Here is a 22,078-nt window from a genome sequence, read left to right on the forward strand (position 1 = left end):
TTCATATATAATTAAAATATCGGATATTTGATTAATTACTTATACATGCTTAGGTAGGTGAAAAATATTAATAGAAACATAGTTTATCATTCAACATTATGTATTTATTTTTTCACAGCTTTTGTATATATCATCTTACTGAACATAGAAAATGGTCGTAATTATTTAGGAGTTACGATGGTTGTTCCACTTTTAGCTGTTATTTTATATCAAAAATTATATGTGAAACAAAAAATAGTTCATACATTTGGATTTTCACGTCCAAAAATAAAAACACTAATTTTCTCTATATTATTGCCACTACTTCTAGGACTATGTCTCCATTTCTATTTTTATAATTATGATATAAAGTTCTTATATCATAATTGGAATGAATTAGGATTTCTCTTGCTCGTTGGTCTTACAATTGGATCTTTATCTGCATTATTAGAAGAGATTATATGGAGAGGGAATTTTCATTACTATTTACGAAAAAAATATTCATTTATGCAAACAGCTATTATTATAGCTTCGCTTTGGTCTTCATGGCATTTACCAGTAGCTATCTTTTATAAAAATTATGAGTTTCAGTTTGTAGGAATATTAAGTTATCTCTCTTTATTATTTATATTGTCTTTAATTTTGACGTACACGAGAGAATATGGTGGTTCTGTAATATCACCCGCAATTTTACATGGTATGTTTAATGTATTTTATTTAACAGATGTAGCGCAAAATAAATGGGATGCCGGCCTAATAGAATTAATTAAATTTATAATACTAGCAATCATACTCGGCATGATGTATCTTATACATCACAAAGTTAGAAAATAGTTAAAAAGCAAAGAAAAAAGGTGTTTCCGCTTTTATTTGAAAGTACCTTTAATAAATTATGAAGCACTTCAACACCTTGCAATTATTTAAAAATCGTATAGGTGTTGAAGTTTTATAACCTTAGTTGCACAACTTTGTTATCACAACACTTTTTTCTATCATGAAAAACGAAACAAGTTTAACTAAACCCTTTAATTCTCACTTCCATAAAAATAACCACATTAATCTTTTAAATAAGGAAGTATGCACTCTTTAATTAACTCCCATCTATCCCTCGCATTTGGTATAACCTCAGAAGCAATCACCACTACCAATTCTCTCTCTGGAATACAACAAACCATATTCCCACCATCACCCATTGCACAGTATGAAAAGATTCCATCTTCTTCTCGTAACCACCATAAGTAACCATAATGATTTGAATTCATCGCTATTGATTCTTGTACCCACGATTTCGAAAGAATTTGCTTCCCATTATAAGTACCATCACTCAAATATAATTGTCCAAACTTCGTCATATCTCTAGCTGTTAACGTAAGTCCCCAGCCGCCCGTCGAAATACCATTTGGATCGTGAACCCATCCCTTTACATCTTTTCCGAATAAGTCATCAAATCCAAATGCTTTTATATTGTAGTTTGGAATTTCTCTCATGCCGAGTGGTTGAAATAGCTGTTCATTCGCAAATTCACGCGCACTTTTTCCTGTTGCGCTCGTAATAATTGCTGATAGTACATGCGCTCCTGCAGATGAGTATTTAAAAGATCCGATTTCTCCGCCGTTCCCCATTCTATTAAGTGTATACTGTACCCAATCCTCTTGTGTACATAGTTCTTCTAACGGTTCCTGCCAATCTACAAAAGGATATGGTGCTGTCATTGTTAGAAGATGGCGTACTGTTACTTCAGATGCCTTAAGTTTATATTCCGGGAAAAATTCTATTACTCTTTGATCAACGCTTTTTATATAGCCTTTATCTATACATATCCCAATTAACGCAGAGATTATCGTTTTTGTAACTGACGCTACATGAAATGCATCATCTGTACCGTGGCCGTTATAATAGTTTTCAAAAATAACATTACCTTTCTGCACTACTAACATACCATTCATGTTTTTATATTCTTCTTGTATAATCTGATCTAACTTTTCAGCAGTTTTCATTATTCCTTCCCCTTTAACCTATAATTAAAAAGGTTCGATAGGTACATATATATCAACTATATGTTTATTTTCTGGGTGCTGCTTTGGATCATTTCTATATACTTCAAAAGGATATGAGTCTCTCGGTTTATATCCGCTATTTGGTAACCATTCACCGTATATAAAGTCCCATGCTCCTTTATATTCATCTTGGAATATTTCAAAATGCCCTACTGCATACTTTCCAGAAGGTATTATCATTATTCCAATATCACTCGTTTCTACTGTGGACGCATCCGGAATTGTTATACATAAACTTGTTCTTAAATGATAGTCCTCAGTAAATTCATGATGATCGTGGTAAATGGTTAATACTTTCGTATCCTCAAATACATGATAGTTTTGCTTAGCTGCGTAATGAAATAATTTCTCTATCATTTTTGGAAAAGCTATAGTTAACTCTCCATATGTACCGATATGTCTTATGTATGCAACGTTTATATCGTCCGCTGTTACAATTTCAACATTTCCTCGAACCTTCTTACATTCATTGTATTGAGGAATTCCCCTTACGTCTTTGCAATTCTTGCTATTATGGTTTCGATATTGAGACGGGCTTACACCGTAATGACTTTTAAATGTCCGAGAGAAAACTGCTGAATCTGTGAAACCGAAGTGATACGCAATATCTGTAATCGTCATGTCTGTGCGATATGTAAGTAGATTTGTTGCCCTTTCTAACTTCAAGCGATTCACATACCGAGATAACGGCTCGTCTACTATTCCTTTAAAAATTCTATGAAAATGAAACTTTGAAAATCCTGCTACATCGGCTAGCTCTTCAATGGATAGTGAACTATCTATGTTGGATTCTATATAATCTTGAACTGTATGTATGCGTCTTACATACTCATTTCTACTTTGTTTATTCTCCATACTTCTAGCTCCTCACAACAAAAAGAACCATCCTAGAATACTTTTAGGACGGCTTTCTATTCGTAATAGGTTCTTCCATATTTCATTGTTAAATCGATATAATTTCACTATATTTTTTAAGTTGATAGTAATGTGGCGGTATCCCGATTTAATTTAAAGAAACAACTATTTTTTTATAGCCCTTCGCAAGTTAATAATATTATTGGGATTTAGCTCCCATTGTCTCATAAGTTCTTTTTGTCTTGTTTTTAAGTCTTCAAATGGTTCTTCCACCATGTCGATTTTATTAAATTTCCCTTCGAAAACTAAAGCATTTTTTATCTTTTTATATCCACCAAAACCTAAGTCATCATTTAGCAACCAGACTACTCTCTGTATTTTTGCAAATAAAATACCACCTGTACACATTGGACACGGTTCCAACGTGCTATAAATAGTAAACTTCTCATTTTTTATTTTGGCATCAAACATTGCTTCCCCTGCATTGCGAATAGCATCTATCTCTGCGTGAGCTGTTATGTCTTTTTCTGGATGCACTCTATTTCTTCCTCTTGCAATGACATTATTATTCCCATCAACAATAACCGCTCCTACTGGATATGTATTGTCTTTTAATGCCTTTTCTGCTTCTTCCAATGCCATCTGTAAAAAATATCTATCCCTCTCAAAATTCATATAGATCCCTCTTTTTTAGATGAATTATGTTACGGAAATTCCTATCGACTATCATACTAGCTTCTATTAAGCTAACAAAGTCAGCCATTCTTTATGCAACGGATAACATTTTCATATACATTTAACTCAGTGCGTTTTGGTAAAGCTTATTTCTCTACACATTTTTCAAAAATAAAACTCTACTCCCGCTGTTCCCGTCATAATTTGTATGTACCGATACACCCTCTATCTCATCATCCCCAGCCTCAATTCGAAAGCCAATCTCCCTATGAAACTGTATCGATTTTTTATTAACTGGTGATGTGATTGCTTTTACAACTTTACGGTTATTTGCACGTGCGACATCAAAGAAATACGAATACAATGTCGATGCAATTCCTCTTCTTCTATACTTCGGATTGACACCAATAAAATGAACGTACGCTTCCTCTTTATGCGTTTGTGAGAAAAATCCGCATAAGAAACCTAACGTTTCTCCCTCTTCTTCAATGATAAAACTCGTTTCTTGAAAGTGAATAAAAAACAATTTTGGCAACATGCCAGCCATGTCTCTCCCGCCCCACCAATCATTTAAAACAGAATGAATCTTTACATAATCTTCCCCTTGGATGTTTCTTACTCGCATATGTTTCTCCCTCTCACTCACTTCATTTTTTCATATATTTTAATGACTGTTTCTACTAAAAGGATGAATACCCAAATACCGCAAAATACAAGTACAGACTGGAATATGGATCCAATAATAATAACACCAACTGCACCTGATCCTGAAATTGATACTTCCCCAAACCCTGGATCATGTATAAGCGATCCAGCAGAAAAAGCCATTAAAATTGATCCCATTAAATAAATCACACTCATTATTTTTAATATTTTTATAGAAAGATACGAAGTTTGTTCTTGCTCCACTTGTGATAATTCGATTTCTCCGCTTGCAATTCCTTTTTGCAAACAGTCTTCACATAGAAATTCTTCCTTAATTTTTTTACCACCGTGCAATGTACCTGTAATTTCTTTACAGCGCGTACACTTTCGATTTATCATTGTGTTATCACTCCAATCTCTTAAGATTATACTTATACAATTCTATTTTTACCTTATTATTCCTTTTATGTATTTTATAGAGAGGTGACGTATTTTATGATGTCTAAACTTACTTTTGGTTATAAAAAGCCTACTGAGCAATATGTATTACGACCTAGTTGTTATGCAATTATTTTTAACTCAACTTCTTCAAAGATTGCTATTATCCAAAAAGGAGAACGCTACTTTTTACCCGGCGGCGGTATGGAAGGTACTGAAACAAAAGATGAATGCTTACATCGTGAACTACTAGAGGAATTAGGATGGGCAATTGAAATTGAGCAGTATATCGGTAATGCAATGCGATATTTTTATGCGGAAAAGGAAGATACATATTATTTAAACGATGGATTCTTTTACATCGCGAACATGGTACATCAGCAAACTGAAAACTGTGAGGAGGATCATGTTCTAAGGTGGATGTCTCCTTTACATGCTGTAGAGCTTCTCATTCACGATCATCAAAGATGGGCCGTTGAACAAGCACTTTTATTACAAAAACAAAAATGATCTCCTTCTATGTGAAAGAGATCATTTTTACCTTTAGCTTACTTTTTTCAAATTGAGAGCTGGCTTTTTGATTCCACCTTTTTTGACTACATATAAACCTATGAAGATAATAAGGCCACCAACTAGTTGCATCATATTGATTTGCTCTCCTATTGTTACTGCCGCAAAGATCACCGCGAACAACGGTACAAGATACATATAAACCATTACTTTCGTTGAGCCTATTTGACTAATGCCAACATACCACATTGCTAGCCCAAAGATGGTCGCAAAGACGATTGAATATGCTAGTGAGCCCCAGCTTGGCGTATCTACTGGCCACGTTAATGTGTTTACGTTGAATAAACAGTATATAACGAGAGGTACAATTCCAATTAAAGTAGACCATGATGTGACTCTCATTGCGGAGTATTTTGTAATAAGAGGTTGCGCTAATATTGGATACCATCCCCACGCAATTGCTGCGACTAATCCAATTATATTACCGAGCCATGCATACTCGTAAGTAGCTCCTCCTGTATGTCCTGTTAATAAAACGAATGCTGCACCAATAAACGCTACGATTGAACCTATTTGTACTTTCATCGAAAAACGTTCTTGTTTGTGTAATACCGCTAATATCCCTGTAAATATAGGTGACATTGCGATTAATAATGAGGCGTTCGTTGCTGAAGTATATTTCACAGATAGCATAAACATCGTTTGATACATTGTCGTTCCAACAATACCGACTGCTACTAATCGTAACCAATCTTTTCTTTCAATACGTAATGAACGTTCCATCATAAAAGTAATAAGTAATAATACCGGTGATGCTACTAAAAATCGTAAACTATTAAATTGAATGGATGACATAAACGCCACGCCATACTTTCCAATTGTATAATTTGCTCCCCATACTAATGCAACTGATACTAGGAGCCATTCCATTTGCCATCGTTTCATCCGAATCTCCCCTTCCATATTTAGCATAGTAAAATTGGCTGGATAAAACACCGTCCAATTGGCTGTTTTTTTACCCAGCCAATTTGCTATACTTGATGTAGTGAAAAGATACGGAGGCGTTTTTTATGGAATGGAAGCTAGATAGTGACAGTAAAATCCCTATTTATCAGCAAGTTGTTGACTTTATTGAAAAACGTATTACATATGGAGAACTTCCTCCAGGTAGCTTCCTCCCTTCAGAACGGAAATTAGCTACACAGTTAAATGTAAACCGAAGTACAGTAACGACTGCTTATAATGAACTACGTGCTATGGGAATTGTAGAAAGTACGACTGGTAAAGGTACACGTGTAAGTACACATATGTGGGGCGTTTCTCCAACATTAACGCCGAATTGGAGAAATTTCGTAGAAGGTGGTACGTTTTTACCAAACTTACCGTTACTTCGTCATATTCGGGCAGAAGTACAACAAAATCAAAACATTATAGATTTTGCAAACGGAGAGCTCGGTTGTAATCTTTATCCTCACGATCAACTACAAACGATTTTACGAGAACAACCGTTAACGCATTCATTAAGTTACGATCACCCGCAAGGTTATCTCCCGCTAAGACAAGCGGTCGTAAAATATATGAAGGAATATTTAAAAGTTGAAGCGACTGAGCAATCCATTATGATTACATCTGGCGCACAGCAAGCACTTCACCTTATCGTACAATGTTTATTAAATCCAGGTGATGCCGTTGCTTTCGAAAGTCCATCGCACTGTTATTCCTTACCGTTATTCCAATCAGCTGGTATTCGTATTTTCCCATTACCTGTCGATGAACACGGTATTAATCCAGACGATGTGCAAGAATTATATAGAAAGCATCGTATTAAAATGATCTTTTTAAATCCAAATTTCCAAAATCCTACGGGAACGATGCTTCATCCAAATCGCAGAAAAAAACTGTTATCACTTTGCGCAGACTTACGAATTGCGATTGTTGAAGATGATCCGTCTAGTTTACTTACGCTAGAAAAGAAACAACCTTGCCCTACTTTAAAATCAATTGATGAAAATGGAACTGTCATTTATGTACATTCCTTATCTAAAATGATTGCGCCAGGATTACGAGTCGGCTGGCTTGTCGCCCCGCAGTCTGTCGTAGAAAGGTTATCTGACGCACGGCATCAAATGGAATTAGGAATGAGCATATTCCCGCAGTGGCTTATGCAGCAATTTTTTGAAACGGTACCATTTCAGTCTCATATCGTACCGTTACGAAAACAACTAGCAGAAAAAAGAGACGTTATCGTTCGTGCCCTAAACAAACAACTTCATGATAAAATTTCTTTTTCAAACCCGACCGGTGGTATATACATATGGGGAAAATTAAAAGAACCGATAAACGAAAAACAACTCATTATGCAAAGCTTAAAACAAGAAATCGCCTTTATGCCCGGTAGTATTTTCGGCGCGAAAGATGGTTATATTCGTTTATCTTATGGAAAAGTGAATATTGATCAAATTGAGGAAGGTATTTCTCGCTTGCGTGAGGCTATTTTGGTTTGCGGGAAATAAAATAACTTTTTAATACATTTAAAACTTCTTTATTCATTAACTCCAGATAAATAAGTTAGCAAAAAATAATGACAAGAAGCTTCATTCCAAAATTAAATTATAAGAAAGCTCCTGATGATTAATACAGGGGCTTTCTTTTCGAAATTTTTCGTTTTTCTCTATCTTTCTTCCTTACTTATAAGAATGATTCTTATAAATTGTAACTCATTATGATTAATTCACCTTTCCGCCCCATCCTTCTAATCCCATTATCACAAAAACCACATTTTTTATATAAAGATTGTGCAGCTACATTTTTAACGTTTACTGCTAAAATAATTTCATTTATACCTAAGAAGTTATTTCGGACAAAGTCAGGTAATATCTTTAAAGCTTGTTTTGCATATCCTTTCCCTTGATGGTGAAAATCTGTTGAAAATGCTCTTATTAAAATAGATTTTTCATTATTTGTATATGGTTTAACCCCATCATTTTTATGTAAAACAAAAAACGTTACAAGCTCATTATCTTTCATAGCTAAAATTGAATGCCGATTTGAATCCTCACCCGATAGTTTTACAAGCTTTTTAGGTAAACCTGTATAACAAAGTTGCTCTTCTGACAATGTATATTGATTTATTATATTTCTGAAGTTTTCATTATAAAAATATAACTGCATATAAATATCGCTCTCCTCAATAAATGGTCATTTCTATTTCGTTATCTACAAGTTAAATAATAAAACTCACTCCCTATTTTCTGTAAAATATTCCTCTTTCATATTCTTAACTACACACTTATTATAAATAGAGAAAAGCAACTCTCCATTCTCACAATCTAGCTGTATACTTCATAAATACTATGGGATTTGAAGTTTTTATCTCCACATTCTCACCCTCAAATATATACATTTGTTTATTTTCAATATCAATAAACGCCATAAGTCCATTCTCATTATATGCTTCTGAATATTCACCATCTATTTTTATTCTTTCAAAAGAAGAAAAAGGAGAATGTACTACTTGATATTCGGAAAGCTTCATCATTCGCTCTTCTTCCGGTACTTGCACAATTTTCGGGTCATCATCGGGTAAATATTCTAGTCCGATTTTATTCGGCGCAACGAAAATTAATAGATGCAATGGTTCTGTTTCATTATTTTTATAGCCATGTATATGGTTCTTCCATCCAAACACTACCTCTCCTTTTGATGCACGAATCATTTTTTTATTTGAAATATAATAATCCAAATGGCCTGACAACACAACGGCACAATCTTCTCCAAACGGATGGCTATGAGGTGGTATTCCTTCTTGCGATTGAAAAATCACTTCATACACCCAATACTTATCATCATTCGTTTTATAAATAAGATCGTTTTTTGATAGATTAATAGTTGTTTGTGATAAATCGAAACTCCTCATTTGGCCCTCCTGATTAATTTCAGACTTACTTATCTTTTGAAATCATTTCATAGAGCAGTAACATGAAACGATCCTCTAATTTAAAATAAATTTTATTTATATATATTCTATTACTATTTTATCCAAATAAACGCTATGAAAAATCAATCTGCAGAATGAAATTCAAATAAAACTTCCTAATACTTTCGTATTAAGAAATTTTCAAATCACTACCTATAACCATTTATTAATATCTATAGTACATTCGTTATTTAGTTCGAAATATTCGTTTATTTTATAAAAACACATACGTATTAAATTGCGGAAGATATTACTCGTTTGACAAAACCTAAATCTACCATTATTATCAACACGAACCTATTTATAGGAGTGATACCAATGAAGATTTACGTTGATGCGGATGCTTGTCCTGTAAAAGATGTGATTATTTTTGAAGCTACGAAGGCAGAAATTCCTGTTACACTCGTTACAAGCTTCTCTCATTATTCTAATGCAGAGCAGCCAAAAGGTGTGGAAACTATTTATGTTGATTCCGGAGCAGATGCTGCGGATTACCGGATTATGCAGTTAGCAAAAAAAGAAGATTTAATCATTACACAAGATTACGGTCTTGCTTCACTCGCTTTAGCAAAAGGCTGTATCGTGCTACACCATAAAGGGTATAAGTATACGAATGAAAACATTGACCAACTATTACAAACACGTTATTTAAGTGCAATGGTTCGCAAAAGCGGTAAGCGTACAAAGGGACCTAAACCATTTACAGCAGAAGATAAAGAGAAATTTAGAGAACTCTTTAAAAGTGTGATTGCACTTTAGAAATGAACCTTCTATTTGTAGAGAAAGAAAAGAAGAGAATATCCAAATGAACATTCTCTTCTTGAGGTTTACCCGTTTAAAATAAAGGTAAATTATCTAAGTTATTTTCCTTTATACCATCCGGTTCACTACGTATAATATCCCTACCATACTTATGAAATACGTCCACATGAGCTAACTTCCCTGATTTTGCTTCATTAAGAGCAGTAATATAATCTAACTCTCTTCCGCTGCTTGTTTTAAAAGCAATTAAATCCCCGTCATCATTTTTACGAACGGCAACTATTTGTTCTGCCCCTGAAACGACATTCTGAGCTACTTCAAATTGAACTTGCTCTTCCCCTTGATGTAAATAATCATTATAAACTTTTTCAAAGTCTTTTTTGTCCATTAAACTCACCTCCAACACATTGTATTAGTATGGTTGGAAGGTATTTGTTTTATGTACTTTGCTCTTAGGAAAATGTATTTTTAATACCTACGCAAATCCTTCAAAGTCTCCAATATATCATCTGTAAAGACTGTGCTACCCTCTGTCTCTAAAACTCTGAAATATAAACTTCTTAAGAAAGCTCTAATATTTTGCACCAAAATATCATGCTGAGGATGCGGAATGTCTTCAACGATTGCTATACTATGTAACCAGTTGCTCCACTCTTCTTCAGTTAAAAGATTTTGGTTACGTAACGACATAATTGGCGTTACTAATCTCTCATCTTCAAAGTGTATGTAAACATAGTCATTTAGGCGAACCTTCTGACGAACAGCTGCAAGAATCGCGTATGAAAATTCACGATTTTGTATTGTACGAGCTAAAGCATCTAGTGCATCAGCAGCATGTGCCGTAGAATGTGCCCAGCCTTTTCCTTCTACGTAACCTCTTACATCTTCTTCTAAATACACATATTCCAGCACTTGTTCTGCCACACTGTACAATTGTTCTTCAGATAACAACGGTTCTCTTTCATGCACAGATAAAATAAGTGGCGGGATTAATACAGAGAATGCACGTTTAAAAACAGAGTCTGTTCCCTTTTCGCCAATTTTATAAAATAAATAATCCGGACTAATTGCTTGTAACATTAATCCTCTTAATTCTTTTTGTCTAAACACATCATTTGTAATCCACTTGTGAAGCGTACTATATATCAAATCATCACGCAGTTCAGCATCAGGTGATCCGATATAATCTAGCATCCACTGTGCATATGGATATGCATCAACGTCTTCTGGTACAGCATAGTTGTTATTTTTAATTTGTTGTAGTTCTTCTTTTAGTTCTAGTACTTCATTCATTATACTCCCTGTCCCCTTTTTACGTTTTTTAATTGCCTTATCCCCTGTTGTTCACTTCATAAAATTAATTTCATTATACAAGAATTATAACAACAAATATAAGGCTATATATATATTTCTGATTATATATTACGTTCTTTCATGAAATATAACTCCTGGATTTCCTAAATCATTATTCTGAAATACAACATCCGCACACTCTTTCGGATTATGCTCGTCTATATACATTTTACAAGCCGCATGATACCTGTTTAAAAACATCTTCTCTGCTTTTTCATAGCTTCCAAAAGCTTCCGTCTCCCGCTTCGCACCACGTTTTCTCGCAATCTCAAAATCTGTATCTACAAAAATTTTGTAATCAAATAAATGCTCGATTTCTTTTTTCAATAGAAATGTTCCATCTACTATGAGTACCATATTTGGTTGAGCGACTATAGGCGTATTATATACAGGAATATCCGTTATTAAGTTATGAGAAATCGTTTCATACTGTAAATTCCCATTAGGTCCTAAAGGCTTTAATAACCTTTCTTTGAAAGCTGTATAATCGTGTGCATCTTCATAATATCCTCTTGCAGATTCTTTACCTTGCGTATAGCGAATCGCTCTCGGGTTATGAAAATCATCAATACTCGCGCGTGTTACTGGTATCCCTCGCTTTTTTACTTCTTCCGCTAGTTCGTTTGCAAATGTTGTTTTTCCTGATGCTGTAATACCACTTACTCCAACTCTTGTTGGATGGGTTAAGTTTAACTTTAAAATATGATCTACAATTTCTTTCATGTGTTTTTTCCGGTTCATGATATTTCCTCCTACAATAAGTTTACATAATATAATTATGATTAATAATTTATGTCACTATTTGTCGGTAAGTCGATATCCTATGTCGAATCGTTGATATATTATTATTGGATTACTTCCCCTTAAACCCTCGATACAAAGCAGTCCGTAACTCCTGTTTGTATTCTTCGATGTCTGGCATATCGAGTTCTTCTGCTAGTCTGATGGCTAATTCAATATCATACGGTACTCGTACGAATTGGATAGAAAAGCTCGCTGCTTCTTTGTCATTGTAAGTTCCCTCGAATATTAAATAGGAAGCTTGTGTAATTTCAAGAGGATTTCCTACGCTACCAGCATTACATAACGTTTTGCCTTTGAAATTTTGAACAAATGCTTGGTGCACGTCACCGTAGCAAACGACATCTGGTTGTCTTTCTCCTTCTATATTTTCCGTCAAATCACTATTTTCGAACATACTAATCCGTTCTTCTCTTGCAGCATGTGGTTGAATTCTTTCATATAAACTTCTCGGTGAAGCGTGGAACATACGAATGAGTTTTCCGCTCATAAAAAACTCGATGGAAAATGGTAAACTTCTTAAGTACTCATTTTGTTCTTCTGATAGTTGTTTTTGATGCCATTTTAATGCTTCAAATTCAGTTGGCTTGGTTATAAAATCATCCCAATTTCCCATTACGACTACTTCACATTCTTTACGAACGATTTCAATTACTTCACTTGAATGAGGACCTTTTCCAACTAAATCTCCAAGACAAATAATGCGCTCGATTCCTCTTAATTTAATATCTTGTAGCACAGATTCTAAAGCTGGAATATTACCATGTATATCTGAAATTACTGCTATTTTATCCATATGAATTCCTCCGTTATTTATTGTTTATTATATCTACATGTTGTGATTGATACCATTCTGGAATATAGGATGAAAAATGATTACGATCTTCTAAAATTCGGTTTACTCTCTCTTTCAATATATGTACAAACCACCCAACACTTCATACTCTCGTTTATTTTCCCCCTTAAACTCCACTGCAAATGGATATTCACCATTCTTATTCAAATGTTCTAGCACTAGTCCTTCCCCAATCGGTTCACAAAACTGTACATGAATGTCACCAAACGCTACACTTTGGCACTCAGCATTCCATTGTTCATTTTTTGTGACCAAGCTTGCAGTTACCCCTATTACTTCTTTCCATTTCCGCACCGTTTCTCGAACATTTTTCACCGCGTAATGAATCGTTTCAATTTGTTGTACTTTGTTTTTATGTTCCGCGATTGTCCCAACATTGCGTAAATCATTTCTTCTTTCTTCATCTGTTTCATTCCACTGTATAAAGAAAGGTAATTTCGGTCCGTTCTCTCCTTGCTTTACAAATAACATTTTCCATTCTAAAAGGCGACCATCTTGTCTCATACGTTTCCCTTCAAATGGCCCTATCGTATGTAAACCGTGCTTACTCAACTTATCTGCCAGTTCTTCAATGGTATCTGTTCGGATTGCGATTTGTAGCATTCCTTCTCCATTTTGTAATTTCACCACTGTTTCTTGTACTAATGGATTGTCTGCTTCTTTCGCTTTTTCTTCATGCTGAACAGCTAAAAATTCTATATATGATAAATCAAAATAACATAAACTATTCCAAGTACCCCAAGTCATATGCTCTCCGCCTAATGCAGTATGAAATCCAAGCTCCTGCATTTGTTTTGCCGCTTCCTCTGGTGTACAATGCACCGCGTGAACGAGATGATCAAATAGTAACATGTCTTTCTCCCCTTTCTCTCCATCTTTTTATTGTATATTTTATTTTTCTTTCGTTCAATTCAAAAAACTTTAAAACCTAGTTGATTTATACGATTAATGTGTATTATAATAAAACAAATTTCATTATTGCTGATTGGAAAAACCAAAGGCACTTTTCTCATATGGGGAAAGTGCCTTTTTCATTTACTATTACAGGGGGATTATTTATGCAGAAATTAATTGTCTTTGCTATTATTGGATTTTTCGCTCAATTGATTGATGGAGCACTTGGAATGGCGTATGGGGTAACATCTACTTCTTTATTATTAATGTTTGGTATCGCACCAGCTGTAGCTTCCGCTTCCGTTCACTTAGCTGAAGTCGTTACAACCGCCGCTTCTGGTGCATCTCACCTCAAATTTGGAAACGTTGATAAATATACCGTTTCCAGGCTTACATTACCTGGAGCAGTTGGTGCATTTGTTGGGGCATGTTTTTTGAGTAATTTACCTGGCAATGTGATTAAACCGTACATTTCAATATTTTTATTCACTTTAGGTGTTTATATTTTATTACGATTTATTATTCAAAAGAAAATTGTCGCTTCCCAAAAACGTATGTCTGCCAAACAACTTGTACCGCTCGGTTTATTTGCTGGATTCGTCGATTCAACTGGCGGTGGTGGCTGGGGGCCAATTACAACACCTGTGCTACTTGCAAGAGGAAATGAAGCTAGAAAAGTTATTGGATCTGTAGATACGAGTGAGTTTCCTGTTTCACTCGCTGCAACAATTGGCTTCTTTATCTCACTTGGCTGGGAACAAGTAAGCTGGGTTTGGGTATTCTCCTTAATGCTTGGCGGCATTGTCGCAGCTCCAATTGCTGCATGGTTAGTACGCATCGTTCCATCTCATTTACTTGGCGTATTAGTTGGTGGCCTTATTATCTTTACGAATATACGTACACTACTTACAACATTTAAAGTGGATCCAACTATTATTTCACTTTCTTACGTGGCAGTTGGTCTTGTCGTTATAATATCTATTTTTATTACTGTCCGTAATCATTCCAATCGTTCTAGTGCATCGACAGTTGGGTATCCGACAGATCAAAAACAGATACAACCGTAATTATGAAAAAATACCGCCCGATTCGTTTCGAGCGGTATTTTTTATTTTTCTATTTTCCAATTTATCATCGTTTCTGTAGCTTCTACTCTCTTCATATGTAATTTTTCTAATACACGAATTGAGCTACCATTTTCAAGAAGTGTCTCTGCAATAATCGTTTCCACTTCTCCTGTCTGAAAAGCCCACTTTATTAACTCACCTACAGATTCTGTAGCATATCCTTTATTCCAATATTTCTCAATAAAACCGTAACCAATTTCTACTGTATCGTTCTCGCTTGGTTTCCCTTTAAACCCTATATCCCCTAGTACGATGTCATCTTCCTTTCGAATAACATACCACGCGCCCCAAGGTAATAAAGCCGCATCTTCTTTTACATTTTCTACATGCCCTATAATATGCGGACCACTGTTGTACCCTTGTTTTTCAGCAACGCGAAACATCTCTTCCGTACACGGTACTATATATAGCCTTTCCGTTTCTAATTTCATCACAAATTCCCCTTTTCAATTAAACAATGCTTCAATTTTACTATAAAAATAAAGAATATTCACTTTTTATTTTTCCGTGTGCCGCATTCGATAGCGATGTCGAATTATATTTTCAGAATTTTCTTTTATTTTTAAAGGGTTTTTCGATATTTTTTGCGAAACATTTGTATAACAATTTCTTTCTTTATTTTTTGTTACATAATAGTAGGTTCGGGTGGAGTTTTGCAAGCGTTTCCTAAACAATAACCGATATTTTTTGACTTTTCCTAACAAAATTCCTTGCAATATATTCAGAAAGTCATTACAATTGCCATATATTAAAAATCTTAGCAATATATAAAATCCTCATCAATCCGATGAGGTAGAGGTTGCGACTTTTAAGAGTAAAGCGGACGAGACACAGAGAATGTCACCCGACTCCGTTTGAAAGGAAAAGTTGCCGAAGTTTATATTTCTTCTCTGGAAATATGAGCTGGGGCTGTCTCCGAAAGGAACAGAACTGTCACGTTTACAAAATTACCGTGTAAACGTGGGGTGCTATCTTAACGGAAGGGTATGATGGGGTGGTTATTTGTGAAACGTTCCGCCAAATTCCTTTGGTGGTTTTTTGTATTTTTCTCCCCCGCTCCTTCCTAACCTACAAGAAAAGGAGTGTTGAACATGAATAGCGCAACAAATCAATCTACCTCTAAAACGCAAACTACACAAGGACAAAGTGAATTAAAACGCGGATTAAAATCTCGTCACCTTACGATGATTTCTCTCGGTGGTACAATCGGTACCGGACTATTTCTTGCTAGCGGTGGTGTTATCCATTCTGCTGGTCCTGGCGGTGCATTAATTGCATACGCTGCAATTGGAATTATGGTTTACTTTTTAATGACAAGCTTAGCTGAACTCGCAGCTTATATGCCTGTTACCGGTTCTTTTAGCACGTACGCAACAAAATTTGTTGATCCATCACTTGGCTTTGCACTTGGATGGAACTATTGGTATAACTGGGCCATTACGATTGCTGCTGAACTTGCAGCTGTAACTTTAATTATGAAATTTTGGTTCCCAGATACCCCTTCTCTTATTTGGAGCGGATTATGTTTAGCTATTATTTTCCTTTTAAACTATTTATCTGTTAAAGGGTTTGGTGAATCTGAATATTGGTTCGCACTTATTAAAGTAGTTACTATTATTATCTTTTTAATTGTCGGCTTTATGATGATTTTCGGAATTATGGGTGGCGAAACTGTTGGCTTCAAAAACTTCACTGTTGCTGATGCACCATTTAACGGTGGTATCATGGCAATTATCGGTGTATTTATGGCTGCTGGTTTCTCATTCCAAGGAACTGAATTACTTGGGGTAGCTGCTGGTGAAACTTCTGATCCAGAGCGTAATATTCCGAAAGCAATTCGTTCAATTTTCTGGCGTATTCTTTTATTCTATATTCTTGCGATTCTCGTTATCGGTTTATTAATTCCTTATACAACTGAAAGCCTTGCCGCAAGTGATGTAACAGTAAGTCCATTTACACTTATTTTTGAAAAAGCGGGCGTTGCCTTTGCTGCTTCTGTTATGAACGCTGTTATTTTAACTGCCGTACTATCTGCTGGTAACTCTGGTATGTACGCATCAACTCGTATGCTTTGGGATTTAGCTCGTCAAGGGAAAGCACCGAAGTTTCTTGGTAAATTAGATAGCCGCGGCGTACCTGTTAACGCATTAATCGTAACATCAATTGTTGGTAGTATCGCTTTCATTGCTTCTTTATTCGGTGACGGCGTTGTATACATTTGGTTATTAAATGCATCAGGAATGTCTGGCTTTATCGCATGGGTTGGAATTGCAATTAGTCATTATCGTTTCCGTAAAGCATATATTGCGCAAGGAAAAGATTTAAAAGACTTACCGTATCGAGCAAAATGGTTCCCATTCGGTCCAATCTTTGCATTTGCACTTTGTGTCATCGTTATTTTAGGACAAAACTATGGCGCATTTATGGGAGAATCTATCGATTGGAACGGTGTACTCGTTTCTTACATCGGTTTACCACTCTTCTTAGTACTATGGTTAGGATATAAATTCACGAAGAAAACAAAAATTATTCCACTTGATAAATGTGAACTAAAATAAAGTGAAACGAGCAAACAAATTTGTTTGCTCGTTTTTTATTACAAACCTCTTTCCTTTATTATTGCTCTTGTTTTTGCAATAATAAAGGAAATATAAATAAAGGTTGGGATACCATGAACATTCGCATCACCGATGAAGCAAAAGCAGCTATACATAGATTAGAACGTGAAGATAAAAAGATTATTCGTATTAGAGGGACAATGACAAACTCTTGCAGTATCTTCGTTGATGTCGATTTAATTTGGGATACATATGTTACAGATGATGTTGTATATGAAGATGCAGATCTTATCGTACAAATGGATTCATTTACGAAAGACTACACTGGTGATACGGTGAAACTTGATTATAAGACGACTGGTTTTAGTATTACGACTCCGAGTGAGACTTTAGTTTATGGATTGTCGATTAAAAAATAATACTTGTTTCAACTGACCACTGAGGTGAAAATATGGGTAAATATGTTCCATTAAAATTTTTATTTAATGAAGAATTAGCAGAAAAAATGGCTGATTCTATTTGTAAACATGATCCTAATTTCTCTAAAAAAACCTTTGTAGCTTCCGTAACATGTAAAGTTGAAAATTTAGAATTAAAGCAACGTATTGAAGTAATTGCAGATGAATTACATAATGCACTACAAAAAGATTTTCAGGAAGCAATACATATTTTACTGAAAACATTGGGACCAGAAAATACAACAGAAGTAGGCACATTTACAAATGGATATATGTACATGCCTATTGCAAAATACGTTGAAAAATATGGGCTTAACGATTTTGAAACCTCATTCAACGCCATGTATGAAATAACAAAAAGGAATACTGCTGAATATGCCATTCGGCCTTTTCTTGAAACATATCATGAAGACACACTAAATATATTACAACAGTGGATTCATGATGAAAACAGCCACATTAGGAGATTAGTTTCAGAAGGTACAAGACCAAGACTTCCTTGGGCTAAAAAAATAGGAGCTCTAAAAGGTGACTTTAAGTACAATTTACAACTTCTTGAACCTTTAATGAATGACTCTTCTAAATACGTTCAAAAATCAGTCGCTAATCATATCAATGATATTACGAAGGAAAATAAAGAACTCGTTTTTCAATGGTTGCAACAATTGCGTGATAAACAGCATCTTGTTAACCCTTGGATTATAAAGCATGGGTTACGAACGGTTATTAAAAATGGTACTTTGCCAAAAGATTTTTCTTTTTGAGTATTTTAAACAAAAACGCTTATGCTTCAAAAATGAAGTATAAGCGTTTTTTCCTTTTGAATAAAGAAATAACAAACGTAGTTAAGTTCTTCAATAATTTCCTTCTTTAATGTAAGATCTATAGTATTATTTCTATGAGGCTAAACCACAAATCTATCCCTATTCCATTTCTACTTGTTTCATATAATATTCCATCGCTTCATTAAGCCATTTTTGTTCATCTTCTGCGAAAGGCGAAGGTATCATATTTTCAAGTTCTTGCATATCCAATTCTTCCACACTAGTATTAGCTAACTTTTGTATCAAATCTTCACTAAGAAATGAAAAAGACTCTTCTATATATTCCTTAACCATCTCTTGTACTTTCGAATCCTCGACTGGTTTACCATATAATTGTTTAACCTTTTTAGACAATTGAATAAACGTTTTATCCAAGGCAACTTTATCTTCTTCTCGTTTCTTTGATAATTCTTCTACAATATCCGTTAACTTATGACGTTCCATCCATTCTTTGTGTGTATGTTCTGTATTCATACCGTAAATAAGACTAAATAATACAGTACTATCTACCTCTTCTTCCTCTTCAACTAACTTCATTACTCTTTTAATTGCTTGCATTGATTGCTCAATTTGTTCTTTTTCTCTTTCTAACACTTGTAAGTGGAGAATCAAACTTTCATTCAGATCAGCGCTAAAACTTGATTCATGTAACAAATTAGCGACTTTATCTAGACTATAGCCTAGAAACTTTAAACTTAGAATTTTTTGTAAGGTTATAATATCTTGATACTTGTAAATGCGGTGCCCTGAAAAAGGATTCTTTTCTGGTTGTAACAATCCAATTTCATCATAGTAATGCAAAGTAGGAATTGGTATTCCCGTTTTTTTCGAGAATTCTCCAATAGAAAACTTTTTATCCTTATTCATCTAAATCCCCCTATAAAAAGTATAAATTCATTATAAAACCTAAAGTAACTAGAGGTTCAAGAGTAAATTTAAGAAGATTCAAAAATTTTTAAGTGCATGCAATCAATATGTATTGCAATATCCCATTTTATGGCCCGATTATTGACTAGCATGAATGGCTGTTTCAAACAACTACCTTCCCTCATAAATTCAAAGGACTTTCACGTACTTATCCCGAATATATAAATAACCATTATCACAAGGAGCGAATTTATATGAATCTATTCGAACACGAAACGTAAAACCGCTTCTCATTAATAAGAGGTCCTCCCTTTTTTCTTTTCGCATCATATTATCCAGTAAAAAATAGGAGGACAAAATTATGAAACGTGATCCATTATTTTTAACTTTATTAGAAAGTGCAAATACACATTTTAGTGGTTGGGACTTTTCTTTCATTTCAGAAACAGGCCGAATGAAGAGCGAGCCTTTATCGTGGTCGTACGGCAGCACTGCTTTTCAATTTATGCAGCGTGCAGATTCTATGCTAGACATGGGCACTGGCGGCGGAGAGTTTTTATCTATGTTACAACCGTTCCCGCCAACTATTTATGCAACTGAGGGCTACGCTTCAAACGTGCCAATTGCTCAGAAGAAATTAGAGCCTTTAGGGGTTAAAGTTGTAGAGGTGAGCGATGATACTGCATTACCATTTCAAGATGGGCAGTTTGATTTAATTATAAATCAACATGAATCGTATGCTGCTTCTGAAGTAAACAGAATCCTTTCTCCAAATGGAACATTTCTTACACAACAAGTTGGCGGTCTTGATTGCGCTGAACTTAACGAACATTTTGGTACACCGCTAAATAGCGAATTTGCAAATTGGTCACTTGAAACTGCATGTAGTGAGTTAGAGGAACATGGATTTACTATTTTAGAAGCAAAAACGGAGTTCCCTTTCCAACGTTTTTATGACATTGGCGCTATCGTCTATTATTTAAAAGCAATTCCGTGGCAAATTCCTGATTTTACTGTCGAAAGGTATTATAAGGAACTATATCGTATACATGAAATCATATTGCAAAAAGGATATTTTGATGTGAAGCAACATCGTTTTATGATTAAAGCGATTGGCTACGAATCATAAAGCATATGAAAATGAAAAAGAGATGGATCTACCATCTCTTTTTTTATTTTCACTCAATATTTTCTATATTTAAACACTTCGTTTCACAGTAATAGCCTTTGCCACCAACATAAACTTTTTCTATTTTATTCTCGCTATTGGTTGCTAATTTAACTAATATTTCGGAAGGCGAGTGTAAAGAATAACCTTGTTCAAATACATAGACTTCTTTTTGTAAGTAGTGCTGTTCATAAAGGTAGCAAGCTAATGCGCTGTTTGAAGTTCCAGTCGCTGCTTCTTCATTGATGTCATATAGTGGAGCAAAGTTTCTGCATATTATTCGTTTGTCATTAAAAGTATATAGATGCATCCCGACAACATTATAATACTTGCTGATTTCTTTAATCTTTTCAAAATTAGGTTGCAGTGTATGTAATTGTGTTTCGCTTTTTATAGGAATTAAAATATCTTTTAAGCCTGTGGAGACAATTTGAATTGGGTATGTATTTTCTATATCTTCAATGTCAAAGCAGTCGATAAACTCATTTGGAGATATAACATCATAGAGTATTGGTTCATTTTGTTCCATGAATATGATGTCATCTTTTATGGTAATAGTAAGAACACCGCTGTTCGTTTCAATCGTATAGCGATTCTTGAAAAGTTTATTTAAATGCATCAGTATCGCGAAAGAGCCAATTGTGGCATGACCACATAAATCAACTTCCTCTTTTGGTGTAAAATACTCAATTTTATAATCAGCAACTTCAGATTCTGATATAAATGCGGTTTCCGCATAGCCCAGTTGTTTGGCTATTGTCATTTTTTGAGTAGTGGTCAATGTATTCTCCATAAATACCACTCCTGCTTTATTTCCGCCTTTATGATCTTTGCTAAATGCACTTGCAACATAAACGGATATTTTCATAAGACACCTTCCTTCCTCACTTATAGTAAATTGTAGCATAGAACGTGCTACGTATATATATTGTTAGATAAATTCTTCATAAAGCAAGAGACAAACTATTTTTTAGTATCTGAACTCTACAAAAATAGTTTGTCTACAGTCAGAGCGTTGGATCTACCATCTCTTTTTTCCTGTTTATGTAACAAAAGTTTGTGGTGCCTTCTAGATTGTTAAGTACGTTCACGTCTCGCAATCGCATCTGCTAATACGATAAATTGCTCATGCGTTATTTTACCTGCCACCTTGTCTCTAATAATTTTTTCCATTTCTTTTGTAAGAGTCATGCCCTCTATTGCTAGACTTGCTTTAGCCTCTGCAATAGCTTCATTTAGTTCTTCTTCACTTTTGAATGCCATAATTTGAGTTAT

Annotated in this window: 26 protein-coding genes, 1 pseudogene and 1 riboswitch; of the genes and pseudogenes, 9 read left to right on the top strand and 18 right to left on the bottom strand. The window is 34.7% G+C overall.

Annotated elements, in window-relative coordinates; all coding sequences use genetic code 11:
• The first annotated feature begins 57 nt into the window (after window positions 1-57).
• Window positions 58-813: a CPBP family intramembrane glutamic endopeptidase gene (locus DN410_RS05955; protein ID WP_149175775.1), complete on the top strand. Its 756-nt coding sequence runs from the start codon at window positions 58-60 to the stop codon at window positions 811-813.
• A 221-nt stretch (window positions 814-1,034) separates the two neighbouring features.
• On the opposite strand, the gene DN410_RS05960 is transcribed toward DN410_RS05955, so the two are convergent.
• From DN410_RS05960 to DN410_RS05980, 5 genes are all read right to left on the bottom strand, one after another.
• Complete coding sequence (locus DN410_RS05960; protein WP_149175776.1) at window positions 1,035-1,976, bottom strand: serine hydrolase domain-containing protein; 942 nt, start codon at window positions 1,974-1,976, stop codon at window positions 1,035-1,037.
• Between the two features lie 24 nt (window positions 1,977-2,000).
• A complete protein-coding gene (locus tag DN410_RS05965) occupies window positions 2,001-2,891 on the bottom strand; it encodes an AraC family transcriptional regulator (protein WP_149175777.1) in 891 nt (296 codons plus the stop codon).
• A 165-nt stretch (window positions 2,892-3,056) separates the two neighbouring features.
• On the bottom strand, window positions 3,057-3,566 hold the full coding sequence (locus tag DN410_RS05970) for a nucleoside deaminase (RefSeq protein WP_149175778.1): 510 nt from the start codon (window positions 3,564-3,566) through the stop codon (window positions 3,057-3,059).
• 154 nt (window positions 3,567-3,720) lie between these two features.
• Window positions 3,721-4,191: a GNAT family N-acetyltransferase gene (locus DN410_RS05975; RefSeq protein ID WP_149175779.1), complete on the bottom strand. Its 471-nt coding sequence runs from the start codon at window positions 4,189-4,191 to the stop codon at window positions 3,721-3,723.
• A 17-nt stretch (window positions 4,192-4,208) separates the two neighbouring features.
• On the bottom strand, window positions 4,209-4,610 hold the full coding sequence (locus DN410_RS05980) for a DUF3980 domain-containing protein (RefSeq protein ID WP_149175780.1): 402 nt from the start codon (window positions 4,608-4,610) through the stop codon (window positions 4,209-4,211).
• 96 nt (window positions 4,611-4,706) lie between these two features.
• Between DN410_RS05980 and DN410_RS05985 the strand changes: the two genes are divergently transcribed.
• Entirely contained in the window at window positions 4,707-5,159 is a 453-nt protein-coding gene (locus DN410_RS05985) for an NUDIX hydrolase (RefSeq protein ID WP_149175781.1), read from the top strand.
• A gap of 33 nt (window positions 5,160-5,192) precedes the next feature.
• On the opposite strand, the gene DN410_RS05990 is transcribed toward DN410_RS05985, so the two are convergent.
• Window positions 5,193-6,104: a DMT family transporter gene (locus DN410_RS05990; RefSeq protein WP_029438799.1), complete on the bottom strand. Its 912-nt coding sequence runs from the start codon at window positions 6,102-6,104 to the stop codon at window positions 5,193-5,195.
• A 125-nt stretch (window positions 6,105-6,229) separates the two neighbouring features.
• On the opposite strand from DN410_RS05990, the gene pdxR reads away from it, so the two are divergent.
• Window positions 6,230-7,672 carry a MocR-like pyridoxine biosynthesis transcription factor PdxR gene (gene pdxR, locus DN410_RS05995; protein ID WP_149175782.1) on the top strand — a complete coding sequence of 481 codons (1,443 nt, stop codon included), beginning with the start codon at window positions 6,230-6,232 and terminating at the stop codon, window positions 7,670-7,672.
• Between the two features lie 190 nt (window positions 7,673-7,862).
• Here the strand turns inward: pdxR and DN410_RS06000 are convergent, their stop codons facing one another.
• Window positions 7,863-8,330, bottom strand: coding sequence for a GNAT family N-acetyltransferase (locus DN410_RS06000; RefSeq protein WP_149175783.1), 468 nt, complete (start codon window positions 8,328-8,330; stop codon window positions 7,863-7,865).
• A 151-nt stretch (window positions 8,331-8,481) separates the two neighbouring features.
• The gene (locus tag DN410_RS06005) at window positions 8,482-9,075 is read right to left on the bottom strand and encodes a cupin domain-containing protein (protein ID WP_149175784.1); all 594 of its coding nucleotides are present in this window, start codon (window positions 9,073-9,075) and stop codon (window positions 8,482-8,484) included.
• Window positions 9,076-9,453: 378 nt separating this feature from the next.
• Between DN410_RS06005 and DN410_RS06010 the strand changes: the two genes are divergently transcribed.
• Complete coding sequence (locus tag DN410_RS06010; protein ID WP_149175785.1) at window positions 9,454-9,894, top strand: YaiI/YqxD family protein; 441 nt, start codon at window positions 9,454-9,456, stop codon at window positions 9,892-9,894.
• Between the two features lie 76 nt (window positions 9,895-9,970).
• Here the strand turns inward: DN410_RS06010 and DN410_RS06015 are convergent, their stop codons facing one another.
• The 6 genes and pseudogenes from DN410_RS06015 to DN410_RS06040 form a co-directional block, all read right to left on the bottom strand.
• A complete protein-coding gene (locus tag DN410_RS06015; RefSeq protein WP_149175786.1) occupies window positions 9,971-10,285 on the bottom strand; it encodes a DUF3892 domain-containing protein in 315 nt (104 codons plus the stop codon).
• An 80-nt stretch (window positions 10,286-10,365) separates the two neighbouring features.
• On the bottom strand, window positions 10,366-11,190 hold the full coding sequence (locus tag DN410_RS06020; RefSeq protein WP_149175787.1) for a DUF2785 domain-containing protein: 825 nt from the start codon (window positions 11,188-11,190) through the stop codon (window positions 10,366-10,368).
• Between the two features lie 129 nt (window positions 11,191-11,319).
• The gene (locus DN410_RS06025) at window positions 11,320-11,991 is read right to left on the bottom strand and encodes a nucleoside/nucleotide kinase family protein (protein ID WP_149175788.1); all 672 of its coding nucleotides are present in this window, start codon (window positions 11,989-11,991) and stop codon (window positions 11,320-11,322) included.
• Window positions 11,992-12,103: 112 nt separating this feature from the next.
• Window positions 12,104-12,847: a metallophosphoesterase family protein gene (locus DN410_RS06030; RefSeq protein ID WP_149175789.1), complete on the bottom strand. Its 744-nt coding sequence runs from the start codon at window positions 12,845-12,847 to the stop codon at window positions 12,104-12,106.
• A 13-nt stretch (window positions 12,848-12,860) separates the two neighbouring features.
• Window positions 12,861-12,974 (bottom strand): annotated as a pseudogene (locus tag DN410_RS06035) (aminoglycoside phosphotransferase family protein); the annotation flags it as partial.
• Window positions 12,962-13,759: a VOC family protein gene (locus DN410_RS06040; RefSeq protein ID WP_149175790.1), complete on the bottom strand. Its 798-nt coding sequence runs from the start codon at window positions 13,757-13,759 to the stop codon at window positions 12,962-12,964. The pseudogene DN410_RS06035 and the gene DN410_RS06040, both read right to left, overlap by 13 nt.
• Before the next feature lie 206 nt (window positions 13,760-13,965).
• Here DN410_RS06040 and DN410_RS06045 point away from each other — a divergent pair, with 206 nt between their 5' ends.
• Window positions 13,966-14,868, top strand: a complete 903-nt coding sequence (locus DN410_RS06045) for a sulfite exporter TauE/SafE family protein (RefSeq protein WP_255446679.1) — start codon at window positions 13,966-13,968, stop codon at window positions 14,866-14,868.
• 41 nt (window positions 14,869-14,909) lie between these two features.
• Here DN410_RS06045 and DN410_RS06050 read toward each other — a convergent pair whose 3' ends face one another.
• A complete protein-coding gene (locus DN410_RS06050) occupies window positions 14,910-15,359 on the bottom strand; it encodes a GNAT family N-acetyltransferase (protein ID WP_149175792.1) in 450 nt (149 codons plus the stop codon).
• A gap of 354 nt (window positions 15,360-15,713) precedes the next feature.
• A riboswitch (Lysine riboswitch) is annotated at window positions 15,714-15,907 on the top strand.
• 112 nt (window positions 15,908-16,019) lie between these two features.
• On the opposite strand from DN410_RS06050, the gene DN410_RS06055 reads away from it, so the two are divergent.
• From DN410_RS06055 to DN410_RS06065, 3 genes are all read left to right on the top strand, one after another.
• A complete protein-coding gene (locus tag DN410_RS06055) occupies window positions 16,020-17,486 on the top strand; it encodes an amino acid permease (protein WP_149175793.1) in 1,467 nt (488 codons plus the stop codon).
• A gap of 113 nt (window positions 17,487-17,599) precedes the next feature.
• Window positions 17,600-17,905, top strand: coding sequence for an iron-sulfur cluster biosynthesis family protein (locus tag DN410_RS06060; protein WP_149175794.1), 306 nt, complete (start codon window positions 17,600-17,602; stop codon window positions 17,903-17,905).
• Between the two features lie 32 nt (window positions 17,906-17,937).
• Complete coding sequence (locus DN410_RS06065; protein WP_149175795.1) at window positions 17,938-18,708, top strand: DNA alkylation repair protein; 771 nt, start codon at window positions 17,938-17,940, stop codon at window positions 18,706-18,708.
• Between the two features lie 159 nt (window positions 18,709-18,867).
• Here the strand turns inward: DN410_RS06065 and DN410_RS06070 are convergent, their stop codons facing one another.
• Window positions 18,868-19,635 carry a MerR family transcriptional regulator gene (locus tag DN410_RS06070; RefSeq protein ID WP_149175796.1) on the bottom strand — a complete coding sequence of 256 codons (768 nt, stop codon included), beginning with the start codon at window positions 19,633-19,635 and terminating at the stop codon, window positions 18,868-18,870.
• A 361-nt stretch (window positions 19,636-19,996) separates the two neighbouring features.
• Here DN410_RS06070 and DN410_RS06075 point away from each other — a divergent pair, with 361 nt between their 5' ends.
• Window positions 19,997-20,764, top strand: a complete 768-nt coding sequence (locus DN410_RS06075) for a class I SAM-dependent methyltransferase (protein WP_149175797.1) — start codon at window positions 19,997-19,999, stop codon at window positions 20,762-20,764.
• 49 nt (window positions 20,765-20,813) lie between these two features.
• Here DN410_RS06075 and DN410_RS06080 read toward each other — a convergent pair whose 3' ends face one another.
• Window positions 20,814-21,671 carry a PhzF family phenazine biosynthesis protein gene (locus tag DN410_RS06080; RefSeq protein WP_149175798.1) on the bottom strand — a complete coding sequence of 286 codons (858 nt, stop codon included), beginning with the start codon at window positions 21,669-21,671 and terminating at the stop codon, window positions 20,814-20,816.
• Window positions 21,672-21,880: 209 nt separating this feature from the next.
• A complete protein-coding gene (locus DN410_RS06085; protein WP_149175799.1) occupies window positions 21,881-22,066 on the bottom strand; it encodes an antitoxin VbhA family protein in 186 nt (61 codons plus the stop codon).
• Window positions 22,067-22,078 lie beyond the last annotated feature (12 nt).

This window comes from Bacillus sp. SH5-2, from assembly GCF_008368905.1.
GTDB classification, from domain to species: Bacteria; Bacillota; Bacilli; order Bacillales; family Bacillaceae_G; genus Bacillus_A; species Bacillus_A luti.

Excerpts from the sequence above, each read along its gene's own strand:
- DN410_RS06055 (WP_149175793.1), top strand. The coding sequence starts at position 16,020 with ATGAATAGCGCAACAAATCAATCTACCTCTAAAACGCAAACTACACAA.
- DN410_RS06015 (WP_149175786.1), bottom strand. The coding sequence starts at position 10,285 with ATGGACAAAAAAGACTTTGAAAAAGTTTATAATGATTATTTACATCAA.
- DN410_RS06005 (WP_149175784.1), bottom strand. The coding sequence starts at position 9,075 with ATGAGGAGTTTCGATTTATCACAAACAACTATTAATCTATCAAAAAAC.
- DN410_RS06060 (WP_149175794.1), top strand. The coding sequence starts at position 17,600 with ATGAACATTCGCATCACCGATGAAGCAAAAGCAGCTATACATAGATTA.
- DN410_RS06020 (WP_149175787.1), bottom strand. The coding sequence starts at position 11,190 with ATGAATGAAGTACTAGAACTAAAAGAAGAACTACAACAAATTAAAAAT.
- DN410_RS06000 (WP_149175783.1), bottom strand. The coding sequence starts at position 8,330 with ATGCAGTTATATTTTTATAATGAAAACTTCAGAAATATAATAAATCAA.
- DN410_RS05960 (WP_149175776.1), bottom strand. The coding sequence starts at position 1,976 with ATGAAAACTGCTGAAAAGTTAGATCAGATTATACAAGAAGAATATAAA.
- DN410_RS05980 (WP_149175780.1), bottom strand. The coding sequence starts at position 4,610 with ATGATAAATCGAAAGTGTACGCGCTGTAAAGAAATTACAGGTACATTG.
- DN410_RS06040 (WP_149175790.1), bottom strand. The coding sequence starts at position 13,759 with ATGTTACTATTTGATCATCTCGTTCACGCGGTGCATTGTACACCAGAG.
- DN410_RS06080 (WP_149175798.1), bottom strand. The coding sequence starts at position 21,671 with ATGAAAATATCCGTTTATGTTGCAAGTGCATTTAGCAAAGATCATAAA.
- DN410_RS06010 (WP_149175785.1), top strand. The coding sequence starts at position 9,454 with ATGAAGATTTACGTTGATGCGGATGCTTGTCCTGTAAAAGATGTGATT.
- DN410_RS06050 (WP_149175792.1), bottom strand. The coding sequence starts at position 15,359 with ATGAAATTAGAAACGGAAAGGCTATATATAGTACCGTGTACGGAAGAG.
- DN410_RS05965 (WP_149175777.1), bottom strand. The coding sequence starts at position 2,891 with ATGGAGAATAAACAAAGTAGAAATGAGTATGTAAGACGCATACATACA.
- DN410_RS05975 (WP_149175779.1), bottom strand. The coding sequence starts at position 4,191 with ATGCGAGTAAGAAACATCCAAGGGGAAGATTATGTAAAGATTCATTCT.
- DN410_RS06085 (WP_149175799.1), bottom strand. The coding sequence starts at position 22,066 with ATGGCATTCAAAAGTGAAGAAGAACTAAATGAAGCTATTGCAGAGGCT.
- DN410_RS06045 (WP_255446679.1), top strand. The coding sequence starts at position 13,966 with ATGCAGAAATTAATTGTCTTTGCTATTATTGGATTTTTCGCTCAATTG.
- DN410_RS05990 (WP_029438799.1), bottom strand. The coding sequence starts at position 6,104 with ATGAAACGATGGCAAATGGAATGGCTCCTAGTATCAGTTGCATTAGTA.
- DN410_RS06025 (WP_149175788.1), bottom strand. The coding sequence starts at position 11,991 with ATGAACCGGAAAAAACACATGAAAGAAATTGTAGATCATATTTTAAAG.
- DN410_RS05970 (WP_149175778.1), bottom strand. The coding sequence starts at position 3,566 with ATGAATTTTGAGAGGGATAGATATTTTTTACAGATGGCATTGGAAGAA.
- DN410_RS06065 (WP_149175795.1), top strand. The coding sequence starts at position 17,938 with ATGGGTAAATATGTTCCATTAAAATTTTTATTTAATGAAGAATTAGCA.
- pdxR (WP_149175782.1), top strand. The coding sequence starts at position 6,230 with ATGGAATGGAAGCTAGATAGTGACAGTAAAATCCCTATTTATCAGCAA.
- DN410_RS05985 (WP_149175781.1), top strand. The coding sequence starts at position 4,707 with ATGATGTCTAAACTTACTTTTGGTTATAAAAAGCCTACTGAGCAATAT.
- DN410_RS06030 (WP_149175789.1), bottom strand. The coding sequence starts at position 12,847 with ATGGATAAAATAGCAGTAATTTCAGATATACATGGTAATATTCCAGCT.
- DN410_RS06070 (WP_149175796.1), bottom strand. The coding sequence starts at position 19,635 with ATGAATAAGGATAAAAAGTTTTCTATTGGAGAATTCTCGAAAAAAACG.
- DN410_RS06075 (WP_149175797.1), top strand. The coding sequence starts at position 19,997 with ATGAAACGTGATCCATTATTTTTAACTTTATTAGAAAGTGCAAATACA.